Source organism: Desulfolutivibrio sulfodismutans DSM 3696, from assembly GCF_013376455.1.
Taxonomy (GTDB): Bacteria; Desulfobacterota; Desulfovibrionia; order Desulfovibrionales; family Desulfovibrionaceae; genus Desulfolutivibrio; species Desulfolutivibrio sulfodismutans.
Genome location: NZ_CP045504.1, coordinates 3,804,432 through 3,826,509, shown reverse-complemented (window position 1 = coordinate 3,826,509; position 22,078 = coordinate 3,804,432). Strand labels below are relative to the sequence as shown.

The 22,078-nt window shown below is 64.2% G+C and carries 24 protein-coding genes; 14 read left to right on the top strand and 10 right to left on the bottom strand.

The genetic code is table 11. The features are described 5' to 3' along the window. Window positions 1-112: 112 nt before the first annotated feature. Both gltX and GD606_RS17510 read right to left on the bottom strand, forming a co-directional pair. The gene (gene gltX / locus GD606_RS17515; RefSeq protein ID WP_163301890.1) at window positions 113-1,516 is read right to left on the bottom strand and encodes a glutamate--tRNA ligase; all 1,404 of its coding nucleotides are present in this window, start codon (window positions 1,514-1,516) and stop codon (window positions 113-115) included. 54 nt (window positions 1,517-1,570) lie between these two features. Beyond that, entirely contained in the window at window positions 1,571-1,792 is a 222-nt protein-coding gene (locus tag GD606_RS17510; protein ID WP_163301891.1) for a NifU family protein, read from the bottom strand. Between the two features lie 343 nt (window positions 1,793-2,135). Between GD606_RS17510 and GD606_RS17505 the strand changes: the two genes are divergently transcribed. The 5 genes from GD606_RS17505 to GD606_RS17485 all read left to right on the top strand — a co-directional run bounded on the left by GD606_RS17505 (window position 2,136) and on the right by GD606_RS17485 (window position 8,100). After that, on the top strand, window positions 2,136-2,588 hold the full coding sequence (locus GD606_RS17505; protein ID WP_163301892.1) for a Spy/CpxP family protein refolding chaperone: 453 nt from the start codon (window positions 2,136-2,138) through the stop codon (window positions 2,586-2,588). Between the two features lie 166 nt (window positions 2,589-2,754). Beyond that, on the top strand, window positions 2,755-4,230 hold the full coding sequence (locus GD606_RS17500) for a DUF4405 domain-containing protein (protein WP_163301893.1): 1,476 nt from the start codon (window positions 2,755-2,757) through the stop codon (window positions 4,228-4,230). Between the two features lie 31 nt (window positions 4,231-4,261). After that, the gene (locus GD606_RS17495) at window positions 4,262-6,169 is read left to right on the top strand and encodes a two-component system sensor histidine kinase NtrB (protein ID WP_163301894.1); all 1,908 of its coding nucleotides are present in this window, start codon (window positions 4,262-4,264) and stop codon (window positions 6,167-6,169) included. After that, window positions 6,162-7,571: a sigma-54-dependent transcriptional regulator gene (locus tag GD606_RS17490; protein WP_163301895.1), complete on the top strand. Its 1,410-nt coding sequence runs from the start codon at window positions 6,162-6,164 to the stop codon at window positions 7,569-7,571. The genes GD606_RS17495 and GD606_RS17490 overlap by 8 nt, the downstream gene beginning before the upstream one ends. Before the next feature lie 58 nt (window positions 7,572-7,629). Next, window positions 7,630-8,100 carry an HAD family hydrolase gene (locus GD606_RS17485; RefSeq protein WP_163301896.1) on the top strand — a complete coding sequence of 157 codons (471 nt, stop codon included), beginning with the start codon at window positions 7,630-7,632 and terminating at the stop codon, window positions 8,098-8,100. Window positions 8,101-8,296: 196 nt separating this feature from the next. Here the strand turns inward: GD606_RS17485 and GD606_RS17480 are convergent, their stop codons facing one another. The 3 genes from GD606_RS17480 to GD606_RS17470 form a co-directional block, all read right to left on the bottom strand. After that, a complete protein-coding gene (locus GD606_RS17480) occupies window positions 8,297-9,154 on the bottom strand; it encodes a PHP domain-containing protein (RefSeq protein ID WP_163301897.1) in 858 nt (285 codons plus the stop codon). A 255-nt stretch (window positions 9,155-9,409) separates the two neighbouring features. After that, a complete protein-coding gene (locus GD606_RS17475; protein WP_163301898.1) occupies window positions 9,410-10,549 on the bottom strand; it encodes a hypothetical protein in 1,140 nt (379 codons plus the stop codon). A 12-nt stretch (window positions 10,550-10,561) separates the two neighbouring features. Beyond that, window positions 10,562-11,023 carry a hypothetical protein gene (locus tag GD606_RS17470; RefSeq protein ID WP_163301899.1) on the bottom strand — a complete coding sequence of 154 codons (462 nt, stop codon included), beginning with the start codon at window positions 11,021-11,023 and terminating at the stop codon, window positions 10,562-10,564. 348 nt (window positions 11,024-11,371) lie between these two features. On the opposite strand from GD606_RS17470, the gene GD606_RS17465 reads away from it, so the two are divergent. The 3 genes from GD606_RS17465 (at window position 11,372) to GD606_RS17455 (ending at window position 13,678) form a co-directional block, all read left to right on the top strand. Next, on the top strand, window positions 11,372-11,599 hold the full coding sequence (locus GD606_RS17465) for a Trm112 family protein (protein ID WP_163301900.1): 228 nt from the start codon (window positions 11,372-11,374) through the stop codon (window positions 11,597-11,599). 40 nt (window positions 11,600-11,639) lie between these two features. Continuing rightward, window positions 11,640-12,095, top strand: coding sequence for an Hsp20/alpha crystallin family protein (locus tag GD606_RS17460; protein ID WP_163301901.1), 456 nt, complete (start codon window positions 11,640-11,642; stop codon window positions 12,093-12,095). A gap of 206 nt (window positions 12,096-12,301) precedes the next feature. Further along, window positions 12,302-13,678: a trypsin-like peptidase domain-containing protein gene (locus GD606_RS17455; protein ID WP_163301902.1), complete on the top strand. Its 1,377-nt coding sequence runs from the start codon at window positions 12,302-12,304 to the stop codon at window positions 13,676-13,678. Here the strand turns inward: GD606_RS17455 and GD606_RS17450 are convergent. Further along, window positions 13,657-14,622, bottom strand: a complete 966-nt coding sequence (locus GD606_RS17450) for a glycosyltransferase (RefSeq protein WP_163301903.1) — start codon at window positions 14,620-14,622, stop codon at window positions 13,657-13,659. The genes GD606_RS17455 and GD606_RS17450 overlap by 22 nt on opposite strands. A gap of 246 nt (window positions 14,623-14,868) precedes the next feature. Between GD606_RS17450 and GD606_RS17445 the strand changes: the two genes are divergently transcribed. Further along, on the top strand, window positions 14,869-15,720 hold the full coding sequence (locus GD606_RS17445) for a universal stress protein (RefSeq protein ID WP_163301904.1): 852 nt from the start codon (window positions 14,869-14,871) through the stop codon (window positions 15,718-15,720). 170 nt (window positions 15,721-15,890) lie between these two features. Here GD606_RS17445 and cysQ read toward each other — a convergent pair whose 3' ends face one another. Further along, window positions 15,891-16,658: a 3'(2'),5'-bisphosphate nucleotidase CysQ gene (cysQ, locus tag GD606_RS17440; protein ID WP_163301905.1), complete on the bottom strand. Its 768-nt coding sequence runs from the start codon at window positions 16,656-16,658 to the stop codon at window positions 15,891-15,893. A gap of 158 nt (window positions 16,659-16,816) precedes the next feature. Between cysQ and GD606_RS17435 the strand changes: the two genes are divergently transcribed. Both GD606_RS17435 and GD606_RS17430 read left to right on the top strand, forming a co-directional pair. Further along, window positions 16,817-17,209 carry a response regulator gene (locus tag GD606_RS17435; protein ID WP_163301906.1) on the top strand — a complete coding sequence of 131 codons (393 nt, stop codon included), beginning with the start codon at window positions 16,817-16,819 and terminating at the stop codon, window positions 17,207-17,209. A gap of 172 nt (window positions 17,210-17,381) precedes the next feature. Further along, the gene (locus GD606_RS17430; protein ID WP_163301907.1) at window positions 17,382-17,600 is read left to right on the top strand and encodes a hypothetical protein; all 219 of its coding nucleotides are present in this window, start codon (window positions 17,382-17,384) and stop codon (window positions 17,598-17,600) included. 57 nt (window positions 17,601-17,657) lie between these two features. Here GD606_RS17430 and GD606_RS17425 read toward each other — a convergent pair whose 3' ends face one another. The 3 genes from GD606_RS17425 to GD606_RS17415 form a co-directional block, all read right to left on the bottom strand. Further along, window positions 17,658-18,080 carry a hypothetical protein gene (locus tag GD606_RS17425; protein ID WP_163301908.1) on the bottom strand — a complete coding sequence of 141 codons (423 nt, stop codon included), beginning with the start codon at window positions 18,078-18,080 and terminating at the stop codon, window positions 17,658-17,660. Beyond that, window positions 18,077-18,676, bottom strand: coding sequence for a hypothetical protein (locus GD606_RS17420; protein ID WP_163301909.1), 600 nt, complete (start codon window positions 18,674-18,676; stop codon window positions 18,077-18,079). Before GD606_RS17420 ends, GD606_RS17425 begins: the two co-directional genes overlap by 4 nt. Window positions 18,677-18,744: 68 nt before the next feature. Further along, window positions 18,745-19,818 (bottom strand): HDOD domain-containing protein, encoded by a 1,074-nt coding sequence (locus tag GD606_RS17415; RefSeq protein ID WP_163301910.1) that lies wholly within the window; start codon window positions 19,816-19,818, stop codon window positions 18,745-18,747. A gap of 226 nt (window positions 19,819-20,044) precedes the next feature. On the opposite strand from GD606_RS17415, the gene GD606_RS17410 reads away from it, so the two are divergent. The 3 genes from GD606_RS17410 (at window position 20,045) to hemC (ending at window position 22,006) form a co-directional block, all read left to right on the top strand. Further along, window positions 20,045-20,659 carry a D-sedoheptulose 7-phosphate isomerase gene (locus GD606_RS17410; protein WP_176629337.1) on the top strand — a complete coding sequence of 205 codons (615 nt, stop codon included), beginning with the start codon at window positions 20,045-20,047 and terminating at the stop codon, window positions 20,657-20,659. Window positions 20,660-20,715: 56 nt separating this feature from the next. After that, window positions 20,716-20,952: an FmdB family zinc ribbon protein gene (locus GD606_RS17405; protein ID WP_163303538.1), complete on the top strand. Its 237-nt coding sequence runs from the start codon at window positions 20,716-20,718 to the stop codon at window positions 20,950-20,952. 118 nt (window positions 20,953-21,070) lie between these two features. Beyond that, complete coding sequence (gene hemC, locus GD606_RS17400; protein WP_163303537.1) at window positions 21,071-22,006, top strand: hydroxymethylbilane synthase; 936 nt, start codon at window positions 21,071-21,073, stop codon at window positions 22,004-22,006. Window positions 22,007-22,078 lie beyond the last annotated feature (72 nt).

The following is a 22,078-nucleotide window of genomic DNA, read 5'->3' as shown; positions in this document are numbered from 1 at the left end:
TCGATACTCAATGTACACATCCACAGGTTTCCGTCAAGACCAAAAAAAGCCCGGGGATCGCTCCCCGGGCCGTCATTCATCCAACATCGCCGGAAGTCCCGGCGGCATCATCTTAGAGCGCCAGCGCCCGTTCCAGGCGGGCCAGCACCCGCTCCCGGCCAAGCACATCCATGGTCTCGAAAAGCCCCGGGCTGGCCGTGGTTCCGGTAATCGCCACCCGGATGGGCTGGGCCAGAAGCTTGAACTTCACCCCGGTGGCGTCCAGGTAGCCCTGCACCGCCGCCTCCAGCGACGGCTGGTCAAAGGGCGTAACGGTCTTGAAAAGCTCCCACAGGGCCGCCAGGTGCCCCTTGGCCTCGGAGGTGAAAAACTTCTCCACGGCCTTTTGGTCGTGGGCCAGTTCCCCATCCGCAACCACGAAGAACACGGCCTTTTCGGCCATCTCCACCATGGTCTGGGCCCGGGGCTTCAAAAGCGGCACGATCCGCGCCAGATAGTCCGCATCCGCCCCGGGATGCCCCAGGCGTCCCAGGAAATCCCCCAGCATGGCCGCCAGCGCCGCGTCCGGGGTCTCCTTGATGTAGTGGGCGTTGAGCCACAAAAGCTTGTCCCGGTCAAAAACCGCCGCCGAGGAACCCAGGTTGTCCGTGGAAAAGGCCTGCACCAGCTCCTGGCGGGAAAAGATCTCCTGGTCCCCGTGGGACCAGCCCAGGCGCACCAGACCATTGAGCATGGCCTCGGGCAGAAAGCCCTCGCGCTCATATTCCATGACCGAGGTGGCCCCGTGCCGCTTGGACAGCTTCTTCTTGTCCGGCCCAAGGATCATGGGCACATGCCCGAAGACCGGCAGCGGCAGCCCCAGGGCCTGATAGATGAGGATCTGGCGCGGGGTGTTGTTTAAGTGGTCGTCGCCCCGGATGATGTGCGTCACCCCCATGGTGGCGTCGTCCACCACCACGGCCATGTTGTAGGTCGGCGAACCGTCCGTGCGCCTCAGCACCATGTCGTCGAGTTCGGCGTTGTCGAAGGCCACGTCGCCCTTGACCAGGTCATGCACCACGGTGGACCCGGAGAGCGGGGCCTTTAACCGCACCACCATGGCAGGCGCGCCCGGGCCGGGGGCCAGGCCCTTCTCGCGGCAGCGGCCGGAATACTTGGGCTTTTGCCCCCTGGACCGGGCCTGTTCGCGCATGGCCTCCACCTCGTCCGGGGTGCAGGAGCAATAATAGGCATGGCCGGAGGCCAGAAGCCTGTCGATATACTGATTGTAGAGGTCGAAGCGTCGGCTCTGGTAGACGATCTCCCCGTCGTGGGACAGGCCCAGCCAGGCCATGGAGTCCAGGATGCCCCGGGTGTTTTCCTCGGTGGACCGGGCCTGGTCCGTGTCCTCGATGCGCAGAAAAAACGAGCCGCCCGAGGCCCGGGCCAGAAGCCAGTTGAAGATGGCCGTGCGGGCCCCGCCGATATGCAGATGGCCGGTGGGGCTGGGTGCGAATCTGGTGACGATGGTGGTCATGGGGATCAGGCGCCTTCTCAAAATGTTATGATGCCGGGCGACGCGGACGCCGTCCTAAACCGCCTCGACGCCCTTGACCCCGGGAACGAGCTTCATGACCACCCGCTCGATGCCGCTTTTGAGCGTCATCTGCGACATGGGGCAGCCGTGGCAGGCCCCTTTGAGCCGCACCTGAACAATGCCCTGGGGGGTGACGTCCACCAGTTCCACATCGCCGCCGTCGGCCTGAAGTGTGGGCCGCACCTTGTCAAGCGCCGCCTGGACCTTCTCGCGCATGTCGTGCTCCTTAAGGAATGTCCGCCGTCCAACCCGTTCTGACGGCTGTTTTGCGGGCAGGTAATGCCTTTGCCGGACCTTGTCAAACCGCGAGGAGACGCACCGCGCCGCCACCTCCCTTGCCGCCGGGAGACCGACACGGACGGCGCTTTGGCCGGAACCCGTGTGGTGCAATCGCCGCCTCCCCAGACAGACATGTGCAACTTCTTGCAGGAGTTTTCCCGGAAATCTGCACAAGACCCTTGCACAAGTCGGCCACCTGAATCTTAACAATTTAAAAACATTCGTTTTTCTTCTTGGCACGGATGCTGCTATATCCCGACAAACGCAAAGGAGTGCGACCATGCGGATAAAGATGAAAACCTTGTTTCTGATCGCAGCCGTCATGTTTTGCGTCGCCAACCTGGCCCAAGCCCAGCCGGGCGGGCCGGGAGGCCCTGGCGGTCACGGCGGCCCTGGCGGCCCCGACGGACCACCCCCCTTCATGATGCCCGGCGTTTCCCCCGAGAAATGCCAGGCCGTTGACCGGATCATGGACGAAACCGAAACAAAGCTTTTTCCTCTGATCCAGGAGCTCAAGGTGCAAAAGGCCAAGCTTGAAGCCCTGGTGGTGGACGTCAAGTCAGACGACGCGGCCATCACTGCCCAGATCGAGGAAATCTCCAAGGTGCGTACGGCCCTGGAGAAGATCAAGGTCGAGGCCAGACGCAAGGTCATCAAGGAAACCGGCGTCATCCTGCCCCCTGGCGGTCCCGGCGGACACAGCCACATGGGCCCTCCGGGATTCCCCGGATAAACGTCGATCACCCTCCCTCCATGGTGCGGGGTTTCGGGACGCCCTCCCCGGAACCCCGCCACTAAAGCCAGGGCCCGGTAAATTGTGACCGAACGAAACTCCTGCTATGCTCCCCGGACACGCGCGGCGTAAGCCCTGTCCACGCCGCCATCATCCGGAGAACCCCATGTTTCGAAAAATCGTGAACCTGACCCTGGTCCTGACCTTCTTCTGCATCTTTTTGACCAGCGTGTTCCTGTATCTTTCCCCCTATGCACGGGTGGCCGCCTGGGCCGACTGGACCATTTTCGGACTCACCCGGGACCGCCTGATCGATGTGCATGTGACCATGGGCTTTTTCCTCCTGCTCCTGGGGGCGTTGCACCTTCTCCTCGACTGGCGCTCCATCCTGGAGAGCCTGCGCAGCGAGGACGGGGAGTTCGAGGCCCTGAACCGGCCGCTTCTAGCCTCCGTCGCCCTGACGCTTTTCGTCTTTGTCGGAACCCTTCTGGGGCTGCCGCCCATGGCCCAGATCCTCGACACGTCCACCGCCATCAAGGACAGCCTGTCCGAGACCTACGGCGAACCCCCTTACGGCCACGCCGAGCTGACCCCGCTGGACGAATTCTGCCGTCGCTTCGGCATCGACCTGGAGCGGGCCAAGGCCGCCCTGGCCCAAAAAAACATCCGCCTGGCCTCGACGGAACAGACGCTCAAAGACATCGCCAAGGACAACGGCCTGGCCCCCGGCGGGGTCTACGAGGCCCTCAAGCATGCCTGGGAGGCCTCGCGTACGGTCACCGTGCCCTCCACCAGCGCCCCGGCCCAGATCCAGCCTCCGCGCCTTTTGACCTCGGTCGTGCTGCCTTCGGATCCGCCCCCGGGCCTGGGCAAGCGCCGCCTGTCGGATATCTGCGAGGAATACGGCCTGGATCTGGCCCGCATGACCGACAAGCTCAAAGCCGGAGGCATCGACGCCCCGGCCTCCATGACGCTGAAGGAAATCGCGGATAAAAACGGGCTGTTGCCCATTGATGTCTACGAATCCCTGCGCTCGGACACCCCCATCAAGCGTCCGGCCCAGACCCAGGCCCAAAAACCCGTCCAGACTCCGGTCCAGACTCCGGCCCAGGCCCAGGCTCCGGCCCAGGCCCCGGTTCAGACGCCTCCCCCGGCCGCAGCGCAACCCCAGGCCACGGCGCAACCCTTTATTCCGGCCCAGACCCAGAAGCCGTTTCAGCCCCAGGCCCAGGCCCCCGCGCTCGTCCCGGGCCAGGTTCCGGCCCTGACTCCGGGACAACCGGCGCCCCAGACCCCTGGCCAGGTTCCCATCCAGACGCCGGGTCAGGTTCCTGTGCAGTCCTTCCCCCAGACCGCGAACCAGTTTCCGGCCCAGACCGGCATATTGCCCCAGGAAACCTGGCAGCCCGGCCTGGAACGGCCCGCCTCGCCCGCCCAAAGCGGCTTGGTGGTGCCCCCTCCGGACCTGGAAAAGACCATGCTCTCCACCTTTTGCCGCGAGTTCGACCTGCCCCTGACACTGGCTGTGGACCGGCTGGGGGCCAAGGGCATCACGGCCTTCGGCGACATGACCTTCCAGGAATTGGCCCTGGAAAACAATGTGACCCCGGACGAGGTCATGCGCATCATCCTGACCCCATGAACACCCAACACGCGGCCAGGACCGCTTTTCCATGAACATAGGCATCTCTCGGGAAAGCCGCCCCCTGCTCCCGGCGGCCCTGGCACTGGTTCTTTTGGGCGCCAGCCTGGTGTATCTCACCTGGCGCAACCTGGAGAGTCAGCGTGCGCTCATTGACAACCACATCCGGCTCTCGGCCAAGGGCACCCTGCGCGGCATCCAGACCAGCCTGACCAGGGCGATCATGCGCGCCCGTCCGGACAGCCCCGAGGCCGCCCGGGCCCTGGTCGGAGACTATTTCAAGGAGATGACCTCCATCCATGAGGTGGCGCTTCTGGCCCTGTACGACGAGACCGGACGCAACATCGTTTTTTCTTCGCCCCAGGGAGTCCCGGCCTTCGACCTGCCCCCCGACATCGTGGAACGCCTGGAGACCGATGGGGAGTGGTTTGTCACCCAGGCCTATGCCGATCAGAAATTGTTGCTCTACTTCACCCAGGCCCATCCGGACCTGGAGCCCGACGCGCGCGGCCCGTTTTTCCCCCTGCCGCCTCCTTTCCCGCCGGGGATGCCGCCTTTTCCGGGTCCGCCCCCCATGCCGGGCTCTTCGCTTTTTCCGGCCAAGCCGACGCTGCCCAATCTGCCGTCCTTCCAGGCGCCGTCCATGCCGCCGCCCCCGTTCTTTGCGTTCCCGGGCCATTTCATCCCGCGCCCGAGGCCCTTCATCCTGCTCGGCCTCAATCTCGAAGACTACGAAGGGCCGTATTTCGACGTGCGCCGGGCAGCCATCCTCCAGGCCGGATATGTCCTGGCCGTGGCCGCCTTTTCCCTGGTCCTGGTGGTGGCCGCCACCCGCCGCCGGGAACAGGGCAGACGCCTGACCCAACTGGAATCCTTCCATTCCCGGCTGCTGGACCACATGCCCGACGGACTGGTCACCCTCGACGCCACAGGCCGGATCACGGCCTTCAACCCGGCGGCTCAGGAACTGCTCGCCCAGATGACGGGCCGCGCCAGCGGCGACATCATGGGCGCGGCCTGGGCCGACATCGTGGAGTCGGCCCAACCCGGGCAGCCGCCACTGTCCACCGGCCCCAGCGACGACGCCTGGAGGCTTCTCGAACACGGAGGACTGAGCCTCGAGTTGCGGGGGGTGCCCGTGGGGCCTGCCCCGGAGACCGGCCCGCAAAACACGCCGGAGAAGCTCATCCTGCTGCGCGACCGCACCCGCATCCGCCGCCTGGAGCGCGATCTGGCCGAGGCCACGAAGCTGGCCGCCATCGGGCGTCTGGCCGCAGGCGTGGCCCATGAGATTCGAAATCCCTTAAGCTCCCTGCGCGGATTCGCCCAGTTCTTCGCCTCCAAGCTCAAAGGCCGCGAACCCGAAGAGACCTACGCCCTGACCATGGTCCATGAGGCCGACAGGCTTAACCGGGTGGTGGCCGACCTGCTCTTTTTGTCCAGGCCCCGCCAGCTTTCTCCCGAACCCGTGGATTTGCCGACGTTCGCCAGGGATCTGGCCCAGATCCTGCGATTCGACATCGAGCATAAACATGCCGCCATCTCCACAGACTTCTCCGTCGCAACCATCGTTGCCGACCTCGACGCCCTCAAGCAGGCCCTGATCAACCTCATCCTCAACAGTCTGGCCGCCCTGCCGGAAACCGGCGGGACCATCACCCTGGAGAGCGCCGCCCCCGCGCCCGGCCGGGTCACCCTGACCGTCGCCGACAACGGCTGCGGCATCGAGCCGGAAGACCTGCAAAAGGTTCTCGAACCCTTCCACACGACCAAAAAACACGGCTCGGGCCTGGGCCTGGCCATTGTCCATAAAATCATGCGCGATCACGGCGGTTCCCTGTCCATTTCCTCCGCACCCGGCCAGGGAACGCGCGTGGAACTGACCTTCCCGGATGACGCAGAGCCCGGCGCGCAGAACCTGGAGCAAACGAATGCTTGACGCAACGGCGCAGAAACGAGTGTTGGTGGTTGACGACGAACCGGGCCATCGGCTCATGGTCCGGGCGGTCCTGTCGGACGCCGGATGGGTGGTGGACGAAGCGGCCAGCGCCGAGTTGGCCCTGGAACGGTTGCGCCGCGCCAAGTCAGGGTCGGAGCCCGACGTGGTGCTCCTGGACATGCGCCTGCCCGGCATGGACGGCATGGAGGCCCTGGAGTGCATCACCCGCCTGGACACCTCGGGCGAACCGGTGCCGGTGGTGCTGCTGACGGCCTATGGCAGCGTGGGCTCGGCCGTGTCGGCCATGAAGCGCGGGGCCTTCGACTATCTGACCAAGCCTGCGGACAACGACGAACTCACGGCGGTCATGGACAAGGCCCGGGATTACTCCCGCCTTCTGCGTGAAAACAAGGCCCTGCGGCAACGCATGGGATCGGGCGGGGCGCGGCTGATCGGCGAAAGCCCGGCCATGCGCACGCTCAAGGAACTGATCGCCCAGGTGGGGCCGAGCGAGGCCACGGTGCTCATCCTTGGCGATTCGGGCACCGGCAAGGAACTGGCGGCCGAGGCCCTGCACGAGGCCAGCCCCCGGGCGGCCAAGCCCCTGGTCCGGGTCAACTGCGCGGCCCTGCCCGGCGAGCTTCTGGAGAGCGAACTGTTCGGGCACGTCAAGGGGGCCTTCACCGGGGCGCTTCGCGACAAGCCGGGCCGGTTCCTCCTGGCCGACGGGGGGACGCTTTTTCTGGACGAGATCGGCGAGATGCCGCCGGGTCTCCAGGCCAAGCTGTTGCGGGTGCTTCAAGACGGTATTGTGGAGCCCGTGGGCGGGGTGTCGCCCATCCAGGTGGACACCCGGATCATCACCGCCACCAACCGGGATCTGGCGGCCGAGGCCAAAAGCGGCCGATTCCGCGAGGATCTCTATTATCGCCTAAACGTCCTGGAGATGCGCATGCCGCCCTTGCGCGAACGCCTGGACGATCTGCCGCTTTTGGTGGGACATCTGTTGCGCAAGCTGGGGGAGAAAAACCGCAAGGTGGTGCGCGGGGTATCCCCGGCCTTTCTGGAACGGCTTTCGATGTACGACTGGCCGGGCAACGTGCGGGAATTGGAAAACGTGCTGGAGCGGGCGCTCATCTTAAGCCGGTCGGACACCCTGGGGCCGGAGATGTTGCCGCCGCATTTCCCCGGCGGTCCTGGCGCGGCCGATCCGGGACGCGCGCTGACGCCCCCGGTGGTGCTCGACAACGGCCCCATGGATTTCGAAGGCGCGGAAAAGGCGGCCATCGAACGGGCCCTGGGGGCCACGGGCGGACACCGCGAACGCACGGCGGACCTGTTGGGCATCAGCCGCCGCACCCTGCAGTACAAATTGCGCAAGTACGGGCTGGCCAGACGCTAGCGCAACGCCGAAGCGACAACGGAACACGGGCCGCAGCATGGCCTGACAGGGAGAAACGATGTTGACGACGACGATTCCGGGCCTGGGGGACGTGTCCCTTGCCCATCTTGTCCTGGATTACAACGGCACCCTGGCCCTGGATGGCGCACCCCTGCCCGGGGTGGCCGAACGCCTGGCGGCCCTGGCCGACAGCCTGGCCGTGCATGTGATCACGGCCGACACCTTCGGCACGGTGCGCGCGGCCCTGGCCGGACTCCCGGCCTCGGTCACGGTGCTGTCCCCGGGCCCGGAGGACGCGGCCAAGCTGGCCTTTGTCCAGTCCTTGGGGCTCTCGGCCACGGCCTCCATCGGCAATGGCCGCAACGACCGGCTCATGCTGCGGGCCTGCGCCGTGGGCCTGGCGGTCATCGGCCCGGAAGGGGCCTGCCTGGACGCGGTGCTGGCCGCCGACGCCGTGTTCACCGACATCCGCAACGCCCTGGACGTGTTCACCCACCCCGCCCGACTGGTCGCGACCCTGCGTACATAGGGCGTCCCGCCCCGGCCGCCCCAAGCTCTGCGGCGGCATCCGGAACGCACCCGCCACACCACAGAAAAAGCCCCCTCCGGTTTGCCGGATTTTTCCGATTCGCCGTCTTCGAGGACTTCGCGGCAGGCCTGCCCCGGCCGCCTAAGCGGCAGGGCGTTTTGGCGAGGGTGCGGGAGGGCAGAAGGCGCAGGCCACGTCAGGGCCGCGGCAACAGGCTTTCGCGCCGGGCGGCAAGCGCCGAAAGCACGCCCTCCGGCACAAAAAGCCGCCCCCGGCCCCGGCCCAGGGCCACCCCGGGCTTGGCCGCGCCATGGAAATCCGAGCCGCCGGAGACGCCCATGTCCAATTTCGCGGCCAGGGCCAGATATTCCCGGGTTTGGGACTCGCTGTGCTCGCTGTAGTAGGCCTCGATGGCCGCTACGCCCTGCTCCCGGTATCCGGCCACAAGCCGTTCCATGGACCGGCCCTTTTCATGCAGCAGATACGGATGGGCCAGGACCGGGAGCGCGCCCTCGGCCATAAGCAGGGACACGGCCCTGGCCAGGGGCATCTTGGTCTTGGGCACGTAGGCCCGGCCGCCAGCCCCGAGATAGCGTTCGAAGGCGTCCTTTATGGTCTTGACATGGCCGGAATTCTGGAGCGCGGCGGCGATGTGCGGCCGTCCCACGGCTCCGTCGGCCAGGGCCAGCACCTCGTCGTAGTCCAGAGGGATGCCCAGGGCGGCAAGCTTCTCCAGAATCAGCCGGTTGCGGTCGTGACGCTTCTCGCGGGCCCGGGCCAGCACGCCGCCCAGTTCGCCCGGCGACTCCGGCACGAAAAGCCCCACCAGATGCAGGGCGCGCCGCCCGTCGAAGACCGAAAGCTCCACCCCGCCGATGACCGTGACCCCGAACTCGCGCCCGGCGGCCATGGCCTCGGGCAGTCCGGCCACGGTGTCGTGGTCGGTGATGGCCACGGCGGAGAGCCCGGCCTCGGCGGCCAGGCGTATGAGTTCGCGCGGGGTCGTCGTGCCGTCCGAGGCCGTGGTGTGGGTGTGCAGATCAATGCCGGGCATCGGGGGATGCTAGCCCGTGGCCGGGGGTTTGTGAAGCGGTAGGGGCTGGGTCGCACAGGGCCATAGGGCAGGGAACGCCCGGCAAGGAGTTGGCGGCTGCGGGATGAAACCCGGTCGCCCCCGCAGAAAACACGCATGCGATGTGGCTATGGAAATGGCTGAAACACAAGGCTCCGCCAGCACAACGAGCGGCGGCGGAGCCTTGTGGGCTTTATGAATACCATAACCGTCAGAAAGAAATCCTAGTTAATCAAATTAGTTATTCAACTGCTGCAAAAGGTACTTATTCATTTCCTCTTGTTTTTTATACAGATCAAGTCTGCTCTGTAGTAAATCCTTCTCTGCCGCCAGCAGATCATTTTCATTTTTGACGTCAGCAATCATTGCTTTGGCTTTAGCCTGTCGGAGTTCATCCACGCCCGTCACCAAACTTCCAGTTGCACTTTCCAGTGTAGAAGCTAACTTTTGAGCTGAACTTGACGTTGAAAATTCATACTCTGTTAATCCACCAGTACTAGGAGAAAATTTTGCTGCCATTTTTCTTTCAGTAAACATTTTAGAGGAAAAAGGCAAAAAACAAACATTTGAAGATTGAGCGATCATAAAGGACATTTGTTTCGTGTCATGCCCCGAAACTTTTGCAATAACGCGGACATGGGCAGGAAGCCTATACGGCAATCCATCAATATAACTCATATTGTTTTTGTACTTCCAAGGAATTGTATCTTTGGAATCATTTTCTGTACGTGAAAAACTTTCAGAAGCATAAAACTCAAGTTTAACTTCATCATCTGGCTCAATCCCATTAAACAAAGATGTCGCTTTCTTTATGTCTGAATACGTAGCATGGTATACAGAATCGTCCTTATTGAATTCAAGTTCTTCAAGATCGATAATTCTTACAACTTCAATCTCTTCAACTGTAACAATACATTGTGCATCTTGATCTTTGTGCCCAGCAGCGGCAATAATTTTTGCTACGTTGATGGGTATTTTTACAGCTGAGGCGATAACATCAGAGGTCCTATCATTCATTTCAGCATTTATGCTTGTGATGCATCCAACCTCGTTTAATTTCAAAGTAAAATTTTTAGTCTCCACAAAAGATGCTTCCAATTTCGATGTATCGATAACATACGCATGCTGTGGATCAGGAACGACAAGAGGTGTAAGTTCCAGTGGCTTCTCAACCTTGATTGAATTTTTGTCTTTGCAATTTTCTGAAGTTCTTTTTGTATATATAATCTTCAGCTGAAACTGTGTTTTTGGCAGATTAAAAGCAATGCCTGTTTTCGTCTCACCATAAGGCATTACTCTTATTTTTGACGAACATCCAATCAAACCAACAACGACAAACGACAACATGACTAGCACTCTAACATTATTCATATTCATATTACACTATCCTCAGAACAAAACAAGCCTTATTGGATATTCATTTATTATCTGAGACTCTATCAGATCAATTTTTCCTAAAAATAACGTAGGTTTTTTTGTTGTATCAACGACAAAAGCTTTTGCTTCACCATCTTTGAAGTCAACACATATATTCATGGCATGTTTCGTATCAATCATAATGCCTACTGCTGGTCCATGTTCATAATCTTTTTTTCTAGCCCATGCTGATGAAATTAGTTTTGTGTACAAAGCATGATCATCGCAATCCTTAAGTTCATGATTAGGGTCGAAATGAAATGGGCAGATGTTATTTTCAAGAATATTTGACAAAACTTCTTCCGATATACTGTTGTATTTCACATCGGTACAAAACAACTTAATATTGACCGACTCATCCGTCACCTGGGATTTATTTCTTTTTTTAAACAGCGCAACAACCGCCCTGAGAACTTGACTATTCGATAATTCCATAGATTTCTCCTTTGTGCTTTACGCCAACACACTTGTCCCTTGACTTGGGATGTGATGCAAGTAGAGCAACCCTCGACTGTTACCAGCTATATACTTTTATATATAATCCAACGGTTTCATAGCAACACACGAGACTTGTTATGTCAATAACAAATTTTAATATAAATTAATAGATTACTATGCCTTGATATCTATACAGATGTTTACCCGCTGATCTTCACCAACCATCGGCATTCCGGCCATATTCCTCATTTAAAGCAACGCCTCCTTGATGCCCTCTCCCCCTCCCTTGTCCCCCGGGCGGGAAACGACTATAGGACGGAAAAAACCTCACCGAAGGAGCGTCGCGTGGCCCTTTCCCCGGAACTTCTGCGCATCCTGGCCTGTCCCAAATGCAAGGGCGACCTCACCCCCTGCTTGGCCGCCCCGGACATCATCGAAGGCCTGGCCTGTTCGGCCTGCGCCATGGTCTATCCCGTGCGCGAGGACATCCCGATCATGCTCCTCGAAGAGGCCGTCCCGGACGAGGCCTGGAAGGCCGGAAAGCGTTCGGCCAAAGACGCCCGCGACGCGTAACCTGCGACACTCCGGCTCTCCGGAAGAAACGGCGATACCTATGGGCAAGCTCAATTGGACCCCCTGGGTGGGGCTTGAAGACATGGCGGCAAAGCGGGATCAGGCCGAGGAACGCGCCCGCCGCACGGCCGGGCTCCCGGGCCGCGAGCCCGGCGTCGAATCCGGTTTTCTCTGGTCGCCGACGGCCGACGTGATGGAGACCCCGGAGGCCTTCCTGATCATCGTCGAGGCCCCGGGCGTGGCCCGGGAGGACATGGCCGTGGAGCTGCGCGGCCGCTCCCTGTGGATTCGCGGCGTTCGCCGCGTGGCCCGCGACGGCGCAAGCGGCCTGTTCCGCATGCTGGAACGCTCCCACGGCCCCTTCGCCAGACGCTTCGCCCTGCCGCCGGGCATCGTCCGGGACGCGGTGACGGCGATCCTGGCCGACGGCATCCTGGAGATCACCGTGCCCAAAAAAGGGCCGGAGAAAATCCGGCGGCGCATCCCCATCTCCTGACCCCACAGCCTGCGCCGCCCGAACCGGGGCCTGGCCGCAGCCTGTCCCGACCGGAGGCGTCCCGCCGTTTCCGGGCTTGTCACCGCCTCCCCGGTGGTTATTCTTACGGCGTCGTTTCCGACCGGCGCGCCGGGCGCGGGACGCCGCATGGGCGTTTTTGCGACCGCCGCCACGACCCGCCCCGCCTCCGGGGCCATTATCCCATCATGAAAAAGACCTTCCTCCTCGCTGCGATCCTTGCCTGCCTGGCGGCCGCGCCCCCTGCGGCCATGGCCCAGGCCGCCCCGGCGTCCGTCTCCCCGGCCCGCCTGACCCCAACTGTCCAGGCCGTGCGGGCCGTGGCCCCGGCCGTGGTCAGCATCACCACGGCCAAGGTGGTGCAGCGCCGGGCCGAACCCTTCGGCGGCGATTTTTTCCCCGACGACCTCTTTCGCCATTTCATGGGCCCGGGTTTCGAATTTCCGGGCAACCCCGGCAGGAAGCACACGGAACAGAGCCTGGGCTCCGGGGTCATCATCGACGGGGCCAAGGGCCTGGTTCTGACCAACAACCATGTCATCGCCGGGGCCGAGACCATCACCGCCGTGCTTCAGGACGGCCGCTCCTTCGAAGCCGACCTGCTGGGCTCCGACGCCGATTTCGACGTGGCGGTCCTCAAACTGCGCGGCGGGACGAAACTGCCCCAGGCGGTCATGGGCGACTCCCGCGACATCCTGATCGGGGAACCGGCCATCGCCATCGGCAACCCCTACGGCTACGGCCACACCGTGACCACGGGCGTCATCTCCGCCGTGGGCCGGGCGCTCCGGGCCGAGGACGGCGCGGCCTACGCCGACCTCATCCAGACCGACGCGGCCATCAATCCCGGCAACAGCGGCGGCCCCCTGGTGAACATCGAAGGCCGGGTCATCGGCATCAATATGGCCATCCGGGCCGGGGCCGAGGGCATCGGCTTCGCCATCCCGGTGGAAAAGGCCCGGCGGGTGGTGACCGAGCTCATGGACACCGGCAAGGTGTCGCCCGTATGGCTGGGACTTTTCGGCCAGGGCGTGGATGAACGGACGGCCCGCTATTTCGGGCTGCCCGAGCCTGCCGGGCTGTTGGTCACGGAGGTGGCCCCCGGGGGCACGGCCCAGGCCGCCGGGATCGTCCCCGGCGACGTGGTGCTGTCGGCGTCCGGGGCCAAGGTTGAGGATGCCGAACATTTCCAGGGGCTTTTGCGCACCGTCACGGCCGGGGAGGAGGTGTCGCTGGAGATCCTGCACGACGGCGCCCGCCGCACCGTGGGGGTCCGGGCCGCTCCATTCGAGCGGCAGACGGCCGAGGCCCTGGCGGCTGCGCGCTGGGGCATCACCGTGCGCGACGGCGGCGGCAAGGGGTTGGTCCTGGCCCAGGTGGCAAAGGCCAGCCCGGCCGGAAAGATCGGGTTGGTCCCGGGGGACCGGCTGTTAGGCATCGGGGGGGAACGGGTGAACGGAATGGACGACCTGACCCGGGCGGTGTTGCGCCACAGCATGCACCGCACGCTCATCCTTGTGGTGGAGCGTGGCGGAAGGGGATATTACGCCCGCATCACCCTGTGAAGCCCGCCTGCGGCCAGAAGCCGCAGGGCCGGACGCCGGATGGCCGGGCGCGGCGCGTCCTGGGCCACGGGATCGACGCGCAGACTCTCGGTATAGCGCCACACCGCCTCCAGGGAGACATGCCCGCGCAGGTAGTCCTCGCACTCCGGAAAGCTGTAGTGGTGCGCCACGCTGCGCAAAAGGACCGCCGTGCGCAGACTGCCGCTTTGCATGGCCCGGACCATGGTCTCGACATCCGTCACCGGCAGGCCTTGGACCGGGGCCACGGGCAGCGGATAGACGCGCTCGATGAGCCTTCGGTCGTAGATGGCGCAGTGCGGGGCCACCTCGTCCAGATAGTGGTAGGGAGGGCCGGACTCGTCCAGCCAGGCGGCGGCCAGGCCTTCGCGCACGACCTTTTCCCACATCCAGCGATGATAGACCCAGTCCTGCTCCACGGGGGGCCCGGCGTACATGTGCCGTTCGGATGGATAGGCCACCCTGAGAAACCGTCCGAGCACCCGGCGGCCCGCCGCGCTGACCGGGATCAGCGGACTAACAAGCACCACGTCGTCCAGGTGGGCGTGTTGGCGATAGCCTTCCACCAGATGGTCCAGCCAGCGGGGGGTGACGAACACGTCGGCATCGACCCGGACCACGACATCCCGGCGATGCTCGGCGAAAATCTCGTTCAGGACGGCGTTGCAGCCCGGGACCGGGCCACCCGCCGGGCATTCCCGGACAACCACGTTTCCGGTTCTGGCCGCAAAGCGGGACAGGACCACCCGGTGTTCTTCCGCGGCGGCGTCGTGCAACACGTAGATGCGCTTGAACCGGGCAAAGTCGGTGAACCGCTCCAGACACTTCAGGCATAACATCAGGCTGTCCACCCGGTGCGAGGCGTGCAGCACGAGGAGGGGATGGATGTCGGCGGGACGGGGCCGCATGACCGAGATCTTTCCCATGGCTGTGGTGTCCGGTGAAAGGGGTTGTCGGGATTGACGGCTATTCCGACTATCTCATCGGACGAAAGGGGTGGGTTCTTTATGCCCGTCCCGCATTTTCCCGCGCCAAGGCGCCGCCCCTCCCGCACGCCTCCCGGCCGCCCTTGACGCGGCTGCGGCAAGACGGCAACACTTCCCACGGCCAAACGCCAAGATCTGTCCCGCGGCCTGCCCCCACGGGAAAAAACGACACCCTTGAGGAAAGACATGGAGAAACACCTTCTGGTCGCCATCGGCGACGATTTCACCTCCTCGTTGAGCCTGCGCTATGTCTACGGTTTTTTTTCCCGGCGCGACGCCGTCAAGCTGACCCTGTTCTACGTCAGCCCCAAAACCGCCGCCCACGCCCCGCATCATGCGGCCCCGACCCGGGAAGCCCCCCGCTGCCAGCCGGGCGACGCGCTGCCGGCCATGGAAAAGGCCAAGAATTGGCTGCTGGACATGGGTTTTCCCAAGGGCAACGTTTTCACCAAGACCTGCCGGGGCGACCAGGGGATCGTCAAGGACATCATCAAGGAGTGCGAGGCCGGGCTGTATGACGCCGCGGTCCTCGGGCGGCGCGGCCTGTCCTGGTTCGACGAGATGTTCACCGACAGCGTCTCCCACAAGATCCTGTGGGAATCCGTGAGCTTTCCCATCTGGGTCTGCCGCAACCCGGACCCAAACCGCAAGGACGTCCTGGTCTGCCTGGATGGTTCGCCCCAATGCCTGCGCGTGGCCGACCATGTCGGATTCATCCTCTCCGGGGAGCCCGCCCACGACATCACCCTGCTCAACATTCGCGGCGACGGCGCTCCCGACCCCGCCCCCCTGTTCGAAAAGGCCCGGGGCATCCTGGCGGAAAACGGCATCGACCCGGGCCGCATCCGTAAAAAGGCCATCGTCTCCGACGATCCCGCCCAGGCCATCCTCAAACTGGCCCGCACGGAGAACTACGCCGCCGTGGCCATCGGCCGCACGGGCGACAAACCCCAGGCCTTCATGGAGCATATCGTGGGCACGACCAGCCTCAAGCTCCTGCGCAAGCTCGAAGGCGCCGGCCTGTGGCTGTGCAAGTAGGCGGGCGACCGCCCGGGACGGCAGCCTGGCGGCGCGAACCTCTGCCCCGCGTCCCCTGCCGCGTACCCCGCAGGCGGGCGGCGCATGACACAGCCCCCGCCTGCGGCGTCCCAACAGCCGGGCACTGAGACCGCAGACGCCGCATGGCCGCCATGGCCACGAAGAGGCCGTTACCCAGCCAGGGCCGTGGCCACGAAGGGGCCGTTTCGCAGGCAGGGCTTGTTGTAGGGAAACGGCGACCCGTCCGGCGCGGTGAACCGGCCCCCGGCCCCCTCGACAATGGCCTGCCCGGCGGCCGTGTCCCACTCCATGGTCGGGTTGAACCGGGGATAGAGATGGATGGTTCCCTGGGCCAGCAGGCAGAATTTGTAGGCGCTGCCCGCCGTGACCAGTTCGTGGGGCGGCAGCGCGGCCAGATAGGCGTCGAGGTTTGCATCGGGATGGGAGCGGCTGGCCCCCACGAGCACGGGCGCCCCTGGGGCCGGTTGGCGCACGGCGATGGGCACGGGGGCGCCCGTGCCCGAGAGGCGAAACGCGCCCTGTGACGGCCCCCCAAAATAGATGTCGTCCTTCGTCGGAACCTGGATGATCCCGAAGACCGGACGGTTTTTTTCCATCAGCGCGATATTGACGGTAAATTCGCCGTTGCGCTTGATGAACTCCTTGGTGCCGTCCAGGGGATCCACCAGCCAGAACCGTTTCCAATCCTTGCGAACGGCATAGTCGCTCTGGCCCGATTCCTCGGACAGGATGGGGATGTCGGGATACAGTTCGCCCAGGGCCTGGCGGATGATGGCGTCCGAGGCCCGATCGGCCTGGGTGACGGGGGAATCGTCGGCTTTGGTGTCCACGGCGAATGCGGTCTCGGCCACGCGCAAAATCTCCTGGCCGGCCAAGCGGGCGATGCCGCACAGGGTGAGGATGTCGTCATGGTGCATGGGGGTGTCCTTGTGGGTGGTTCTGGCGATGGATCGTGCCCCAATCACGCACCCGGGGCAAGGAGGAATCCGCCGGAGAATGGCACGGTTGCCTTTCCGGACCCGCCCGGATATGGAGTGTGGTGGTGTCGGCAAAGATGAAGGCTGGAGGTTTTTTTGTGAGCGAGTGTAGGGTGCTTTTGGTGGACGACGAGGACGCCTACGTGGAGACGCTGGCCAAGCGGCTGACCCGCCGGGGACTCACGGTATATACCGCCGACCGGGGGGAAAAGGCCCTGGCGATTTTGGACGAGCATCCCGTGGATGTGGTGATTTTGGACGTGAAGATGCCCGGAATGGACGGCATCGAGACACTGACCAGAATCAAGAAGAGCCACGCCAGCGTGGAGGTGATCATGCTCACGGGCCATGCCAATGTGGACGCGGCCATCCGGGGCATGGAACAGGGGGCCTTCGACTATCTCATGAAGCCTGCCGAAATGGACGATCTGTTCTACAAAATCCAGGACGCCCAGAAAAAACGGCGCCTGGCCGGACACGGCGCGGACTGATCGCTCCCGCCCCGCCCGCGCCCTTCGCCCCCGGCGGCCTTTTTTTCCGGCATTTCCCTTGCATCGGGTTGTCTGCCGGGCGTCCTGCCGCGCGCCGCCCCACGGCGCCCGCAGCCCCGGCACAAAATCCCGGCCGACCGGACAGGCCGCCGCAGTCACACAGGAGCGCGCCATGGACATGGCCCTTTTCAAGGAAATCGTGGAACGCAAGGCCGCCCGCTATGTACGGCTGGGATGGGATTTCGCCGAGGCCGTCAACCGGGCGGTCTGCGAACTGCTGGCCGGGACCGAAGACAGGTTGTCCCCGCACGGCATCTTTTGCCTGCGGGCCTGCCTGGTGGGGACGGGACGGGAATGCCGACTGGCCAGCGGCCATCCCGAGCGCAATTGACGCCGCGAAACCCCGCCTGACACGCCGAGTCCTCCCCGGGCAGACCGGGGCCAGGGATCATTTTCCCTCGAAAACCGCCATGACCGCCTGATATGTCTCTTCCGAAATGATCTTTCGGGCCAGAAATTCCTTTGGATGAATCTGAAAGACCCCGGCCAGGAACTTGAACCGGGGATTGCGCGACATGTCCCCCATCCTGACCGAGGACACGGCTGCGGCCTTGACCGTGGCCTCGAAGTCGTAGCCCGCCTCACCCATGACCTGGGCATACAGGGCGCAGCGGCGGCTGACGAACTCCTCCTGGCTCATGATCCGATCAAAACTTCCCTCTTTTTCCTCGACATTTTTAAAATAATTAAAAATCGAGGTGTCGTTGAAGGGCATGGCCTTGGGTTCGGCCGCCCCCTGGCCGGGGAGGGGCCGGACCAGGAGGCAGACCGCAAACAGGACGGGGATGGCGAGGTACAGGCGGTGTTTCATGGCGCTTTGGGCGGCGTCGCAGGGGCCGCCGTCTGGGGGATGGTCTCGGCGGGTGTCTGCTCCCCCACGCCTTTGCAGGGGAGAAAGGTCGGGGCATGGAGATAGCTGAGCACCCCGACGCCGATGGGGGCGTCATATTCCAGCATGATCATCACATCCCCAAGGGGCCAGCCCACGTTTTCCGCTGTTCCCCCGGGGGTCACGGGCTGGCCGTAGCGTTTGGCGACCACGGCCCGGAGGGCCTCCAGGCGATCCCTGCCCTGAAAGGTGGCCATGGCCCCGGAAAAAAGATCATTGCAAAAGGCGTAGACCACCTCGGTCACCTCCACCTCGGCGATGCGGGGCGGCAGGCCCGTGACCTTGGCATAGGCGGCCGGGCCGTTTTTTTCGACCACGGTCATGCCCGTGATGTCGGCCAGGGGGGTTCCCCAGGCGATGCCGTGGAACGAGGCCGGGGGCTCCGCCGCCGGGGCCGGGACGCCGGGCGAACTTTTGGGGTGCGGGGCGGTCTCCGCGCCAAGGGCCTGGCGGACGCCGGACGCCGGACACAGGGCCAGGGCCGAAACAAGCAGACACACGGCAAGACATCGGTTCATGCGCAATTCCAGGGAAAAGGGTCGAGAACATGGCGGGGACGGCGGCCCCGAAGGGACGCCCCCGGGACTTACCGCGTCCCCGTCTCCAGGAAGGCCATGCTCAGGGGCGGCAGGCGTTCGTCAAGTTCCGCAGCGGCCAGGCACAGATCCTGGGGATGGATGTTCAGGGAGGCAAAGGCCTCGGGGCACAGGGCCGGGACGAGGGGGTCCGGGCGCGTCCCGACCCCCAGGGCCAGGACGACCATGTCGGCCACATGCACCAGGGCCGGTTCGGGGTCGTGGCCGCACAACTGGGGATCATGGTGCCCGGCCACGATCAGGGCCAGGGCGTCGGGGAAATGCCATTTGGCGATGACCCGGCCTCCCAGCTCGGCGTGGTCGAAGGCGAAGACGTGTTTTTCCGCCCGCAGGACGGACAGATTGTCGCGACGGGCCAGCTCCAGGGCCATGCCCACCATTTCCGGCTCGGCCACGGCCAAAAGCACCTTGCCGATGTCGTGCAGCAGCCCGGCCAGGAAAAAGCGTTCCGGATTCTTCTGGCCGCACCGTTCGGCCAGGAAGCGGGACACGATGGCGCAGGCCACGCTGTGCTTCCAAAAAAGCGGAATATCGAGGAGATCGGGATAGGGATTGTCCCGAAAAAGGGTGCTCACGGCGGCCCCGGCGGCCAGGGCATGCACCTCGGCGGCCCCCAGCAGCCCCACAGCCCGTTCGATGGTGTCCACCCGCCCGGAAAAGCCGTAAAAGGCGCTGTTGGCCAGCTTGAGCAAAAGGGCCGACAGGCCCGGATCGTGGGACACCACGGCGGCGATGTCGCGCAGGGAGGAGCGCGGGTTGCCGAGCACCTCCTGGAGGGCCAGAAAGGCCCGGGGCAGGGGCGGCGGCACGATATCGTCCACCAGTCGCCGCGACGGCCCGAATTCGGCCGCCCCCATCTGGAGCGGCCCCGGGGGGGGCGGCGGCGTGGGCTTGACGCGCCCGGGATCGGCAACCGCCTCGCGGGCCAGGCGCATGACGCTCAGTTCGAAAAGCGCGGCCACGGCCGGATGGGCCAGATCCGTGCCGATGAATCGGGCGGCGGTCTTTTCCCGGGCGGCGGCCGCAAGTGCCGGATCAATGTCCATGGCGGGGGTGTCGGTCATGGGGAAGCTCCCTGGCTGTGCCGCCTTGGGCGACGTAAAGGATGTACGCCAAACCCCCTCCGGGCACAAGCTTTGCTCGGCCCCACGCCAAAACCCCGGCCGACCCGAGGCGCGTGCGGCGGGCGCGGCCTCGTTGTCATCGCCAGCGTCTTGGGATAGGGTCGTTTTTTTTCAACATGTGCGCCGTCGTGTGGCGGCGCATCACCATCGCAAAGGATCATAGCGCATGTCCGGCCATGTGGTGGAAGACATCCTGGGGTATGCCCGGGAAGGCTGCGCCCTGCGGGAGCGCTTTTTCGCCGAAAACGCCGAGCATATCGCCCGGGTGGCCCGGACCATGGCCGTCTGTCTGGCCCGGGGCGGCAAGATTGTATTGTGCGGCAACGGCGGCAGCGCGGCCGACGCCCAGCATCTGGCCGCCGAATTCGTCAACCGCTTCCAGATCGAACGCCCGCCCCTGCCCGCCCTGGCCCTGACCACGGACACCTCGGCGCTGACGGCCATCGGCAACGACTACGGCTTCGAACGGATTTTCGCCAAGCAGGTGCAGGCCCTGGGGGCGCGCGGCGACGTGCTCGTCGGCATCTCCACCTCGGGCAACAGCCCAAACGTCCTGGAGGCCATGCGCGCCGCCCGCGACAAGGGCATGGTCACCGTGGGCCTGGCCGGCCAAAACGGGGAGATCGTCCCCTTAAGCGACTTCGCCCTGCTCGTGCCCCACACCACCACCGCGCTCATCCAGGAAATCCATATCGCCACCGGACATCTTCTCTGTCGGCTGGTTGATTATTATCTTTTTGAAGCGGTCATGGAGTTGCGCCCCTATCTCGACGAGGGATAGCCGGGCACGCCCCCTGGCCCGCGCCCATTTTTCACGGAAAAACGGAGGTTTTTGCCATGCCCATCTATGAATACGTCTGCCGGGCCTGCGGGGCCCAGTTCGAGGACATCGTGTCCGCCGATGCACCGGCCCCGGCCTGCCCCAAGTGCAAGGCCCAAAAGACCGAAAAGCTTCTGTCCTGCTGCCGCGTCGGCCGGGGCTCCAGCGAGACGGGATTCACCGCCACCGCGCCCCGGGCCTCCTCGGGAGGCTGCGCCGGATGCTCCGGCGGCAACTGCTCCACCTGCGGCTAGGCTGCGACGCGTCGGATAGGCAGGATTCGTGCAGACAACATCGCTCCCGCCGTGACTCACGTCCGTGCGGAGATCGACGGCGCACCCAACACCCGCGACAAGAACCGGATTTCACGGCATGAAAAAACGCATCGTCATCGCCACCCGGGGCAGCAAGCTGGCCCTGTGGCAGGCCAACCACGTGGCCGACCGGCTTCGGAAGGCCCATCCGGGCCTGGAAACCGAGCTATTAAAGATCAAGACCAAGGGCGACAAGATCCTGGACGTGCCCCTGGCCAAGGTCGGCGGCAAGGGACTTTTCGTGAAAGAGATCGAAGAGGCCCTGCTGGACGGCCGGGCCGACGTGGCCGTGCACAGCATGAAGGACGTGCCCGCCGACCAGCCAGGGGGGCTGGTGCTGGGGGTCGTGCCCGAACGCGAGGAGCTGCATGACGTGCTTTTGACCCGGGGCGAGGCGTCGCTTGCCGCCCTGCCCCCCGGTTCCCGGGTGGGCACCAGCAGCCTGCGGCGCAAGTCGCAACTGCTCATGCGCCGCCGGGATCTGGACATCGCGGACCTGCGCGGCAACCTGGACACCCGGGTGGGCAAGCTTTTAAGCGGGGAATTCGCGGCCATCATCGTGGCCGGGGCGGGCCTGAACCGCCTGGGGCTGTCCGCGCCGGGACGCGTCCCTCTGACGCCGCCGGATTTTCTGCCTGCCGCCGGGCAGGGCGCGCTTGGCATCGAATACCGGGTAGGCGATGCGGAAACCGCCGGGCTGGTGGCCTTTCTGGACCATCCGGACACCCGCGACGCGGTCTTCGCCGAACGCGGGTTTCTGTGCGGCCTGGACGGCGGCTGCCAGGTGCCGATCTCGGCCTGGGCGGTCATCGACGGCGACGCCGTGACGCTTACAGGCATGGTCTCGGACGTGGCCGGAGAGCGCGTGGTGCGCGAGACGGCCACGGGCCCCCGGAACGAGGCCGAGGCCCTGGGACGCCGGGTGGCGGCCACGGTCCTGGCCCGGGGCGGCAAAGCAATTTTGGACGAGCTGTACGCCGGGCAACGGGCGTAGACTCGGGCATTGCGCGCGGTACGAGCCGCTCTCCACCACCGAACCGGAAATCACCTCATCGCCTTTTTCCAG